A 12287-nucleotide genomic window follows, 5' to 3' on the forward strand; every position below is an offset into this window, starting at 1 on the left:
GGCTGGAAAATTAAGTCGTGAATTTGCTCTGGTTCAAGATGATCGTTAGGCGAAACAAGACCGTTTTCGATTGCTTTCGATAAAATTCGATCTTCATTGAGGCCGGCACCGTCATCAATAATCTGAATAACAATGTTACCGCCCTGGTGAAATGCGTTAAGGGTAATCTTACCGGTTTCATCTTTGCCAGCGGCAAGACGCGCTTCTGGCGACTCTAAACCGTGGTCAAGTGAGTTTCGAACAAGGTGAACAAGAGGGTCGCCTATTCTTTCCATCACTGTTTTATCCAGTTCAGTTTGCTCACCAAGCAGAACAAGCTCAACTTTCTTTTCAAGACTCTTACTAATATCGTGAACGAGGCGAGGGAAACGTGAAAATGCAAAACTAATAGGAAGCATCCTAATACGCATGACACTCTCTTGAAGCTCTCTGGTATGAAGACTTAGCTGCTCTAAACCTTCCATCAACTTCGGCATCATATCGACCGTAAAGTCTTTGCCCAGTTCATTTAGCATTGACTGGGTAATTACAAGCTCGCCGACCATATTGATCAGGCTATCGATTTTGTCTGTGCCTACACGGATTGAAACGCTTTCAGGCTTACTTTCCTTTTTAACAGGCGCTGGCGCTTTACTCGCTTTCTCAACACTGGCACTAGATTCAACACTCGACTTAGACGCGGGCACATCTTCTGTCTTAACTGCTGAAACACCAACCGCAGCTTCAGCAACAACCGCTGGCTCTGCTGCTTCAGCATTTACCTCAGACTCTTCAGAAGCTTGCGAATCAATTTTCTCAATTCGAATATCCGAGTCATCAACGACCCACTCAAAGACTTCGTCTATTTGAGCTCTTTCGGCATCACCCTTAAGTACAATATTCCAAGCTAGATAGCATGCTTCGGGGTCTAGCGAGCCAAGTTCTGGCAGCTCATCAACAACACTGGAAACCTCGACTTCACCCAACTCAGACAGTTCACGAAACATACGTACTGGGTCATTACCAGTGCGCAAGACATCTGCGTCGGGTTTAAAATAGATAGTCCAACCATCAGAACCTTCGTCGGTTTCCTCGCTAGGACTTTCACAGCTTTCTGCTGTTTCACTGCCACCTTCCAGCAGAGCGTTGAACTGTACTCGCAACTCATCTGCCAACTTGGTTTCGCAGCTTTGACCGGCCTCAAGCTCATTGATCATAGTTCGGATACAGTCGACAGACTTCAGAAACAGATCGACATGATCCGCTTCCATAACAAACTGGTCTGAACGAATAAGATCAAGCAGCGTTTCTACAACATGTGTAAATTCAGCAATCTCATTAAAACCAAAGGTACCACTACCACCCTTAATCGAGTGTGCAGCCCTGAATATTTCGTTTATCGCTTCAGAATCGAGATTCGAGATATCGATATTAAGAAGCGCAGACTCCATAACATCAAGCCCTTCATAACTCTCTTCGAAAAACACCTGATGAAACTGACTTAAATCAACACTCATTGTATTGGCCTGTCTACGCGTAGTTACATTAACGTTTTTTTGTTCTTGGTAGCGCTGTACATTACAGAGGTAAAGCTTAGCCCATTACTTTCTTGATAGTCGCTAATAGCTGCTCTGGGTTAAACGGTTTTACCAACCAACCCGTAGCGCCAGCATTTTTACCCTGCATTTTCTTATCGCCAGCTGACTCGGTGGTCAACATTAAGATTGGAGTAAACTTATAATCCGGTAAGGTTCTGAGGTTCTTAACTAACTCAATACCATCCATTACAGGCATATTCACATCGGATAAAACCAGATCAACAGCAGTAGTTTTTGCTTTATCTAGTGCTTGCTGTCCATCTGCAGCTTCTATCACATCAAAGCCAGCACCTTTAAGAGTGAATGAAACCATTTGTCTCATTGAGGCAGAATCATCTACCGCCAATATTGTTGCCATCTACGTTCTCCCGTATGCGACGATTAAGCAATTTCCCTAAGAAATCAAAATTCAAAAACATTTAGTTAAGATTTAGCATTTGTTCCAAGCCCGCTAACTTAGCAGCCGCTTGCAACTCTTCGGACACGCTTCCCCAAGAAACTTCAGCCTCAGCAGTACGCATTGAAGTAAAAAAGGAAGCAAATAATTGCAAGGCTGCAGTATCCACTCTCGATACTTCTCCCGCACTGATAACGGTTGGAGATGCTAATTTAAGAATCTCTTCCATCTCATGATGTAGCGACTCAACCTTAGCGATATTCACAACACCTTCTAACTCAATTGCTGCTTCACTCATAATCAGCCTAAATCTCACCAAATAGTTATTTCTTCAACTAACTTTAGTAGCTATTTTCAGGAATACCACAAATCATAAACTGATTTTTTATCCCTAGATCGGCAATGAGAGGCTAAAGAAAGGATTGATCATCAATGAAGCTTATTATTAAGCCAAGCCTTTGATGCAGCGATCTATTTTCGGCGAAACATCCTGGCTTGAAGAGCGTCTTCCAACTGCTTTTGCTCACGCTTGTCGGCAAGTGCGTTTTCCTCATCCTTGTAGCGCTGAATAAGGTCTGCCAAGCCTTTGGTTTTTTGGTGCAAAGCTGACCACTTTTCTTTGGTAATATTGAACGCTTTTTGTCCCTGATCAACAACAAGCTGTTGTTGCTGGATTGCGACATCAATTTGATTAACAAAGTGCAAGCTTGACTGCAATTGAGTAACGCTCTGGACGCTACCAAGGCCTCGCTTCATATCAGCAAGGTATTGATTATGATATTGTTTGAGATTATCCATTTGCGCAGTCTGATCGTCCAAATAGCGCTTTGCAGCTGTCATCTGCTCCAAAGCCGCTTGCTCGTTTCGCACTGCCTGATCAAGAACTACCTTCAAACGCTGCGACTTCTTCATAGACAACCTTATAGACTGTAGCGCAAGCTAGATTATTGCGCTTGAGCTGCAGCAGCAATCGTTTGTGACATTTCCGCTATCGCTCTGGGCGCTTCAGACTCCTCAGTTAATCCCTGCCGCAGGAACTGCTTCATCTTTTCAATTCTTTCGATAGCAAAATCAGTTTGTGGGTCAGAACCTTTAACATAAGCTCCGACGCTAATTAAGTCTCTGGCTTGCTGATACCTTGCATAGATTTGTTTGAAGCGCTGTGCATTCTGTAAATGCTCAGCACTGATGATATGAGGCATAACTCGACTGATCGAAGCCTCGACATCGATCGCTGGATAATGGCCCTCTTCGGCCAAGCTACGAGAGAGCACGATATGACCATCCAAAATAGCCCTGGCGGCGTCTGCAATAGGATCTTGCTGATCGTCACCCTCAGTGAGAACCGTGTAAAAAGCAGTAATGGAACCGCCTCCTTTCTTACCATTCCCCGCACGTTCGACGAGTTGAGGCAGTTTGGCAAACACCGAGGGTGGATAGCCCTTTGTCGCGGGAGGCTCCCCCACAGACAATGCAATTTCACGCTGCGCTTGCGCATATCGAGTCAGTGAGTCCATTAACAAAAGCACGTTTTTACCCTGATCACGAAAATATTCCGCTATCCGAGTCGTTAGCATCGCAGCTCGCAGACGCATCAAAGGCGAGTCATCAGCAGGCGAAGCAATTACCACTGCACGCTTTAGCCCTTCTTCACCCAGGATATCCTCAATAAACTCTTTTACCTCACGTCCACGCTCTCCGATTAAGCCTACGACAACAATATCGGCCGTAGTAAATCGGGTCATCATACCCAAGAGCATACTTTTACCAACACCGCTACCTGCAAACAAGCCTATTCGCTGACCAACGCCGACAGCCAAGAGACTGTTTATGGCTTTAATCCCGACATCCAAGGACTCACGAATTGGCGCTCTGGCAAGCGGGTTAATCACCGCACCATTAAAAGGTATACGGGTTTCAGCTTCTAATGGACCGTGGTCATCCAATACGTTTCCGGCACCGTCAAGCACACGCCCAAGCAAGCCCCACCCTACAGCGACTTCACCAATGGAGTCAGCTGGCGTAACCAGGGCACCCGGCTTCAAACCATCCGCAGCAACAAGTGGCATCAAAAATGTACGATCATCCTCAAAGCCGACCACTTCAGCCTCGATCAAGTCACCCGAAACAGAATGAATAAGGCAACGATCACCAACAACACTTTGGCAACCAACAGCCTCTAAGGTAAGACCGACCATGCGCGTCAAGCGCCCGCTAAATTGTGGTGCCACCTGCGTCGGAACAGAATCAGCCAGTACACCAAGATTCGCAGCTATATTACTAGCAGTGTTGATTTCAAGCAGATCACTCATCTTCAGGGCCAGGTGTTAGTTGTTCATCTAATTCCCCAGAAGTACTGGTGTCCTCGGTATCCTCGGTGCCCGGCAACTCGGAATCTTGTATTTCATGATCAAGCTTGCGCAGTTCATCATCGCCTGTTTCAGGTTCCTCTTTCAAGGTGTCAGCCGAATAGTCACTCAGACTATCAATCGTCACTGGCACTTCTTGAGTACCTGAAGCTGTATTATTGACAGCGGTATCCAGCATACTCTGAACAGCTTTTTGAAATCGTTTTTCAACGGTATAGTCAATCACCTGAGCTGAAGTCTTCAGTAAGAAGCCACCCGCTATAACACTTGGATCTTTCACTAGCTCAATACCAGAACCTAAAGCCTCTAGTGCTTTTGAAACAGTTTCATAATCCTGCTCATTGACCTTTAACATTGCCCCTGAGTCCAGCGCTGGCAAACCTTCCATGACTCGAGACAAAGCCAGTGTAAGGCTTGCACTATCAATATTGAGCTCTCGGTGAATCACTGCTCTGGAAAGCGCAACCGCAACATTTAACATCGCCTCTTCAACGACTTGCTGTTGCTGCTGAATGGGGTTAACCAACTGGTTCATTAGGGCATCTAGCTGTGACAATTTTTCGGCAATTTCACCCTGGCCTTGGGCAACCCCTTGTTCGTAACCTTCACTTTTACCGGCCTCCAAACCTTCTGCATGACCCGCAGCACGACCGTCCTCTGAACCTTTAGCGAAACCATCTCGATGGCCTTCTTCAAAGCCGGAGTCATATGCCTGCTTAGTTATTGATTCAATTTGCTGTGCAGTCGGTGGTTTGACTTTCTCCTTTCTGGCGTTTTCTGCCTGACTAGCCGCACGACCGGGATCGCCAATATTCGGCAGCTCCCAGCGTTCGTAGGCGCTCAGTTCACCTAAAGGGACACGCTTGTTTTTGTCACTCATGCTATATCATCGCTTCGCCAGATCCGCCCAGCGCAATTTCACCGGATTCAGACAAGCGTCGAGCAATGGTGAGTATCTCTTTCTGCGCACCTTCTACCTCACTCACCTTAACAGGACCTTTCGCCTCAAGGTCATCACGGAGTAATTCGGCAGCACGCTTAGACATATTCTTAAAGATTTTTTCTTGTAATTCAGTATCAGCACCCTTGAGTGCAACAATAAGAATATCTGAGGAGACTTCCCTGAGGAGCGTTTGTATCCCTCTATCATCAACATCCTTGAGATTATCGAAGACAAACATCAGCTCTTCTATCTCAGTACCGAGTTCAGCATCAACTTCTTTGATACTATCCATCAAGTCGGCTTCAATAGTTGTATCAATAAAGTTCATAATATCTGCCGCACACTTGACACCACCGATCTTACTGGTCTTAGTCGCAGCGTTACCCGAGAACTGTTTTTCGAGAATATCATTCAGCTCTTGCAAAGCCTGTGGCTGAATGCTTTCGAGAGAAGCGACACGCATAATAACGTCAAGACGTACCTTTTCGTCTAATACGCCTAGCACTTCAGCAGCCTGATCTGATTCAAGATATGACAATACAATGGCCTGAATCTGTGGATGCTCATAACGTATAAGCTCCGCTACAGCACGACCATCCATCCATTTAAGCGTATCTAAACCAGTTGTATTACCACCAACAAGAATTCGGTCAATTAAGCTATCCGCCTTGTCCTGACCTAAAGCCTCTGTCAGCATATTCTTGATATACTCATCAGAACCGATTCCCATACCCGTTTGGGATCCGACAGCCTCCAGAAACTCGATCATTACCCCTTCGACCTGTTCCTGACTAATATCTTTCAATGCCGCCATAGAGGTACCCACCCGCTGTACTTCTTTTGGCCCCATATGCTTCAAAACCTGGGCAGCGTCCGCTTCACCCAGGCTCATTAGTAAAATCGCAGCAGCATCTACCCGCGAAACTTTTGGCAGCTTTTTATCGCCGTCACCATCAGTCATCTACATTTACCCATTGACGAATTACCTGAGCAACCCTAGCAGGGTCCTCAGCAATCAAACCTTTCAAGGCATTAAGTTGTCGATCAAAACCTTCCGAAGCCCCCGGTAACAGAAACTCATCAGAGGCACTCAAAGTAACTCGTTCTCCTGCCTCACCTTCACTCATGGCATCCATCTGTGCCAAACCGTCCTCATCTCCCGCTAAAGCAAGCTCTTTCGCTTGAGCGCCAGCTTCAGAAAGATTCTTAAACACTGGTCGAATGACGGTAAAGATAATAATCAAGGCGAACAACATTGCTATGCCTTTGGGCACCAGCTCTTTGAACCACGCCTGTTCCCATATTTCCGGCTCTTGTACGGCTTCCACAAACTTAGGTGCAAAAGGCGTATTAATCACATTTACGCTATCACCTCGTGCGGCTGAGTACCCTACCGCATTCCTTACCAATAGCGTCAAACGCTCAAGCTCTTCAGCCGTCCATGTAGTATAGCTTACCTCACCTGTTTCCGGGTTGATATTCTGTATATCATCAATTGCTACAGCAACCGTTAAGCGCTTTAGCCTACCTTGCTGGTGACGTGTGTAGCTGATTGTGCGGTCCACCTCAAAATTGCGAGTGGTTTGCTTACGCACATTTGTCGGTAAACCTCCTTCACCAGCGCCAGCACCGTTGGCTACTTCAGGGGCAGCACCCGCTGCGGGAGGCTGATTAGCAAGCGCGCCTGGTACACCGCCATCTGTCATCATCTGGCGCTGCTCATCCAAGGTTTGTTCACTTCGGACTGCTTGCATGTCAGGGTTGTAAAACTCTTCCGTTTCTTCAACCTGGGTAAAATCCACATCAGCCGAGACTTCTGACCTGAAACGATCCGCCCCGAGGATAGGACTCAATATACCTGTAATTCGCTCATTTAGAACTTTTTCCATTTTACGCGAATACTCAAACTCCCTTGAAACCAGCTTGTCTTCTTCTGACTCGTTGTTCCGAGACAATAGATTACCCTTTTGATCAACAACAGTAACTTTGCTCATATCCATTTCCGGCACACTTCCGGCGACGAGATTAACAATCGAGTCAACCTGCTCACGTGTCACTGGCCGCATAGAAGAGGTCTCGATCAAAACTGATGCACTAGGTTCTCTTGAGTCACGAACAAACACCGACCTCTTCGGAATAGCCAAATGAACTCTGGCGCTACGGATATTTCTGAAACTGGATATTGATCGCGCCAGCTCACCTTCCAGGCCTCGCTTAAATCGTGTCGACTCCATAAACTGGCTAGTACCCAAGGCCTGATCCTGGTCAAGGATCTCATAGCCGACACTGTTATCGCTTGTAATGCCATTCGCTGCCAGCTTCATTCTTGCTTCATGAACCCTGCCCGCTTCAACAAGCAATATGCCGGTACGGTGATCCATCTTGAAGTCAACACCATTCAAGTTAAGAATGCTTGAAACTTCTTCCAGGTCCTGAGCTTCTACCGAGCTCATCAACGGCTGATAGTCCGGCTCCTGAAGCCATAAAACAAGCGCCAAACCGAGGGCAACACTCGCGGCCAAACCTACCATCAAACCTACTTGCCGAAAGATTCCAAGCCGGTTTATACCGGTCATCAAGTCACTTTCAGTGCCGACAACGTCAGGCTCACCCGAGATACCACCCACCTGAGCGGGCAATGCTGAGTCTGTACCTGTATCTGTGGGTGCGAGTGCCATAAGTTAACCTTTTACTAAAATCCAAATAAGCAGTGTTTGTTCAAATACCAATCATTACAAACGAGAAGCAAACACTTAAACCGGCATTTTCATAATATCCTGATACGCCTGTACAACCTTATTCCTTACTTGCGTCAACGCCTGAAAAGATACCGATGCTTTCTGAGATTGCACCATTACCTGCGAAAGCGTAACGCTTGGGTCACCCTGCTCAAAAGCCTTAGCCATTTGACCCGCTTTTAATTGTGTATCATTGACCGAGCCAACCGCACTAGACAGCATGTCACTGAATTTAGGTGTTTGGCTCGCTTCCTGGGTGGCATTAATTTTTGTAGGAGATATTTCTTCAGTCTGAACCTGAGTTTTCTGAACCTGCGCACGCAGATTTTTCATCTCAGCCAGCACCTGATTGATATCTGCTCTAGCCCCTACGGAGTTAATCCCAGACATACATCCCCCTTGTCAAAATTTCGTTACTAAAAATACGCTTAAGTTAGTAACTGCATAAAGCGGGCCAATTCACAGACAAGCTGAAATTATAGATAGATTGGAAGGTTTAACATGATAGCATTGCTAATTCTTAGCAATAACAAAAAAAGGGAGCATACGCTCCCATACAGATCATCAGCAGATTGACGAAATCCTGTTGTAACAGGCAACTAGCAGAGCCACCCGTACACTCAATTCGATACCTAGGCAGCCATTTCAGCTGCAATATCGATACCCTGCTCTCTCATTTGAGCAAGCTTATACCTCAAGGTTCTTGGGCTAATACCTAGCTTCTCGGCAGCATTCTTCTTTCTGCCATTTTCTTGACGCAAGGTATCGATAATTATTTGATATTCTCGAAGCTTTAGATCTTTACCTAAACCTGTTCGAGAGTTTGGCTCAACCTCGACCTGCACCGACCTAACTTGCTCAGTCGGAACCTCTTGCTTGGATTCAAGTATCCAGTTAGCCGACTCGGATAAATCCAAGCATAGGTCGCTAACCTTAACCACACCATTGCAGGCCATAATCAGCGAACGCTGAATCGCATTATCAAGCTCTCGGACATTTCCCGGCCAATGGTATTGAGACAAGTAAGTCTCTACACCCTCACCAAACTCCATTTTTTCACGCTTCATTTTGCTAGAATGCTCAGCAAGCAAGCGTTTAGCCAGCGGCCAAATATCCATAGGACGCTCTCGCAAAGGCTTCCAGGCCATGGGAAACACGCTCAGACGATAATACAAATCTTCTCTAAACTTTCCTTCGTTTACGTACTCTTTTAAATCACGGTTTGTCGTCGCCAATACCCGTACATCCAAAGGAATCGCTTTTCTTCCGCCAACTCGCTCCACTTCACGTTCTTGCAGAACCCTAAGTAGTTTTGCCTGCAAGCCTAGATCCATTTCAGATATTTCATCTAGCAATAAGGTTCCGCCATTGGCAAGCTCAAACTTACCGGGCGAACTTGCATACGCGCCGGTAAAAGCCCCTTTCTCATGGCCAAACAGTGTTGCTTCTAGCATATTCTCTGGGATTGCTGCGCAATTCAAAGCAACAAAAGGTTTGTTCTTTCGCGATGATGACTCGTGAATATATCTCGCCAATACTTCTTTACCCGTACCACTTTCACCTGAAATCATTACTGTCGAATCAGATTCAGCAACTTTGCGAGCGACTTCAAAAAATTGCTTAGAGAATGGATCTTCAGCAACAGGCCCTTTCTCATCACTAGACTTTTCTTCAGATGTATCACCAAGCCCCAAAATTTTAATAATTGATTGAATTAAGGTTTTTGGTTCGAAAGGTTTTACTAAATAGTCTGCGGCACCACTTTGCATAGCTTCAACAGCCAGCTTAATTTGACCATAGGCAGTGATAAGCATCATCGGCAAACCAGGATATTTTAACTTAACCTGCTGCAAGAGCTCGTGGCCATCCATTCCCGGCATATTTACATCACTTATCACTACATCAAAATGCGCGTTTTCAAGCTCCTTCAATGCATTCTCAGCACAGTCCGCTTCTACGAAGCCCATCCCTGCAAGCTGTAATGTTGTACACAGTGCTTCTCTTAATTCCTTATCATCTTCCACAATTAATACTTTGGTCGCTGACATGACTTATTTACCTCTTAACACTGAGCAAAATTATTATTAGTAGGAGTAACATTAATTGACGGCAGGTCAATCATTGCAGTCACCCCTTTCTTGGATGAACGCATTCTGAAATTACCTTTATGCGCCTTAACAACAGACTGAACTACCGCCAGCCCAAGGCCAGTCCCTTTTTGCTTGGTTGTATAAAACGGTTCAAAAATCTTACTCCTGTGCTGGCCAGGAATACCAGGACCGCTATCTCTAATCACAAGACACACAGCCCCATCCTCCTTAACCCCAACACTAATCTTTATTGTTAATGGCGTTTCCTTGCTAACTGCAGAACATTCCCAAGCTTCAATACTGTTATTTACCAAATTAAGACAAGCCCCTACCAAGGCATCTTTATTGCATAAGACTTCAGCATTAGACGCTTCTATATCCCACTCGCTCTCAACACTTGCGGCATCCATCACTGGAACGGCTGCAAGCTTAAGCGCGAGTATGAAATCATTTAGCGGCATACGTTCAACTAAGCGCTCATCTCCTTTCGCGAAGATAAGCATATCCCTAATCTGATGTTCCAAATGCGTTAAACGAGACATTACTTTTTCCGACAAGTCCACGCGCATCGATTCATCTAATTCAGGCTGACAAAGGTGGCCCGCATACAACATTGCTGTAGATAAGGGCGTACGAATCTGATGAGCAAGGCTAGCAACCATCTTACCCAAAGAGCTCAAACGTTCGGCCCTGCTTACTTGCTCCTGCAACAATCTTGTTTCAGTCAGATCACTAAGGAGTACCAGCTGACCCGGCCCGGATGACATAGAACGAGTTTCAATTTTCACTCTTCGGCCATCTTTTAAAGAAACCTCGTGTCCATCATCGTGCTTTGGCGAAAAACTTCTCGCAATAACATCGACCCAGGCCAAACCTTTCAGCGGTTCGCCAAGTAGATCCATTGCCGCAGGATTACATTCTGTGACTAAACCTTTTTCATCTAGAACAACAACACCTGCCGGAAGCACCTCCAACAAGGTAGACAAGCGATTAGCTAGGTCTTCTTTTTCCTTGCGCTGTGCTTGCTTTTGACTTTCTTCAAGTGAAAGATCACTCTTGAGTTGACTAACCTTGTTCTCAAGGTTTCGGTATGATGAGGTTAATTGCGAAGACAAGTGGTCAAACAAGGACAAAGCTTCTTCGACTTTCTGCTCACCGTTATCTTGAGTAGAGTCAATTTGTCCCTGAAATTTGAATGCAGCATTACCCTCTATTGAAGTGCTGCCAGAACTATCATGCGCAACGCGCGAAACACGTGCATTGATTGCCTCCGAGCTAATAAAAGCAGGTTCATCTATCCAGGTTGCTAGTTTTTGTTGTCCCATGGCTTACCTACATCATTCAGTCAAAACAGTGTGGAATACTATTCGCTTATTTGTCAGCCAAACGCTCTGCGCAGCTCAAATAAGCTTTAACAACCTGATATAAGCACTATGTAGGCCAAAGTATTTTTTTACTTTATTATCAGCAACTTAATTGTAGCAATATGATAACAACCCGAAAGATAAGACAATTTTATGACGCCATAAAACGAAAAAAGCACGCAAAACTGCGTGCTGACATATTTTTGACTGAGCAAGAATAGTTAAGAAATATAATACCTAGGCATTCAAGCCGTATTTGCGCACCTTTTCAACCAAAGTTGTACGACGTATACGAAGTTTTTCGGCAGCGCGAGCAACCACACCAGAAGCCTCATCCAAAGCTTGTTGAATAAGCGACTTTTCCAAATTTGCCAGGTAATCCTTTAGATCGATACCATTTACAGGCAACAAGGCTGGTGAATCCATACTCGCCATTCCAGGGGCATTTTGTAGCTGCAGATCATCGGTCTGAACAACGTCATCAGTTTCTTCTATATGGCGATATTTTTGCGGTAACTCCTGAACACCAACAACATCATAAGGGTGCATAATACCCAGGCGCTCGACAAGGTTAGCCAACTCACGAATATTTCCAGGCCACTCATGACGACATAGACTCAGTATTGCAGCAGAATTAAATCTGATTGAGCCACGCTTCTCAGTCTCCATCCTTGAAATCAGCTCATTGAGCAGAAGAGGGATATCTTCAACACGATCTTTTAGTGCAGGCATCTCAATAGGAAATACATTCAAACGGTAATAAAGGTCCTCACGGAAATCACCACTGGTAATCATATCCTCAAGGTTTT

General features: G+C 45.4%; 12 protein-coding genes. All 12 read right to left on the minus strand.

Annotation, left to right across the window (positions count from 1 at the left end):
- The coding region (locus tag A3757_RS03200) for a chemotaxis protein CheA (protein WP_068739165.1) at positions 1-1496 on the minus strand (1496 nt) is incomplete at its 3' end.
- A gap of 76 nt (positions 1497-1572) precedes the next feature.
- Entirely contained in the window at positions 1573-1935 is a 363-nt protein-coding gene (locus A3757_RS03205; RefSeq protein WP_068508193.1) for a response regulator, read from the minus strand.
- A 61-nt stretch (positions 1936-1996) separates the two neighbouring features.
- The gene (locus tag A3757_RS03210) at positions 1997-2272 is read right to left on the minus strand and encodes a lipid asymmetry maintenance protein MlaB (protein WP_068507368.1); all 276 of its coding nucleotides are present in this window, start codon (positions 2270-2272) and stop codon (positions 1997-1999) included.
- 173 nt (positions 2273-2445) lie between these two features.
- A complete protein-coding gene (gene fliJ, locus A3757_RS03215; RefSeq protein WP_068739167.1) occupies positions 2446-2886 on the minus strand; it encodes a flagellar export protein FliJ in 441 nt (146 codons plus the stop codon).
- A gap of 32 nt (positions 2887-2918) precedes the next feature.
- On the minus strand, positions 2919-4286 hold the full coding sequence (gene fliI / locus A3757_RS03220) for a flagellar protein export ATPase FliI (RefSeq protein WP_068508197.1): 1368 nt from the start codon (positions 4284-4286) through the stop codon (positions 2919-2921).
- A complete protein-coding gene (locus tag A3757_RS03225) occupies positions 4279-5223 on the minus strand; it encodes a FliH/SctL family protein (protein ID WP_068508199.1) in 945 nt (314 codons plus the stop codon). The genes fliI and A3757_RS03225 overlap by 8 nt, the downstream gene beginning before the upstream one ends.
- Position 5224: 1 nt before the next feature.
- Positions 5225-6247: a flagellar motor switch protein FliG gene (fliG, locus tag A3757_RS03230; RefSeq protein ID WP_068508201.1), complete on the minus strand. Its 1023-nt coding sequence runs from the start codon at positions 6245-6247 to the stop codon at positions 5225-5227.
- Entirely contained in the window at positions 6240-7964 is a 1725-nt protein-coding gene (gene fliF / locus A3757_RS03235; protein WP_068508202.1) for a flagellar basal-body MS-ring/collar protein FliF, read from the minus strand. The genes fliG and fliF overlap by 8 nt, the downstream gene beginning before the upstream one ends.
- A gap of 75 nt (positions 7965-8039) precedes the next feature.
- Positions 8040-8414, minus strand: coding sequence for a flagellar hook-basal body complex protein FliE (fliE, locus tag A3757_RS03240; RefSeq protein ID WP_068508204.1), 375 nt, complete (start codon positions 8412-8414; stop codon positions 8040-8042).
- A 242-nt stretch (positions 8415-8656) separates the two neighbouring features.
- Positions 8657-10072 carry a sigma-54 dependent transcriptional regulator gene (locus A3757_RS03245; RefSeq protein ID WP_068508206.1) on the minus strand — a complete coding sequence of 472 codons (1416 nt, stop codon included), beginning with the start codon at positions 10070-10072 and terminating at the stop codon, positions 8657-8659.
- 14 nt (positions 10073-10086) lie between these two features.
- Positions 10087-11439 carry a PAS domain-containing sensor histidine kinase gene (locus tag A3757_RS03250; protein WP_082865320.1) on the minus strand — a complete coding sequence of 451 codons (1353 nt, stop codon included), beginning with the start codon at positions 11437-11439 and terminating at the stop codon, positions 10087-10089.
- Positions 11440-11715: 276 nt separating this feature from the next.
- Positions 11716-12287 (minus strand): sigma-54-dependent Fis family transcriptional regulator (locus A3757_RS03255; protein WP_197469706.1); only part of this gene is annotated, 572 nt, incomplete at its 5' end.

The organism is Oleiphilus sp. HI0117, from assembly GCF_001635235.1.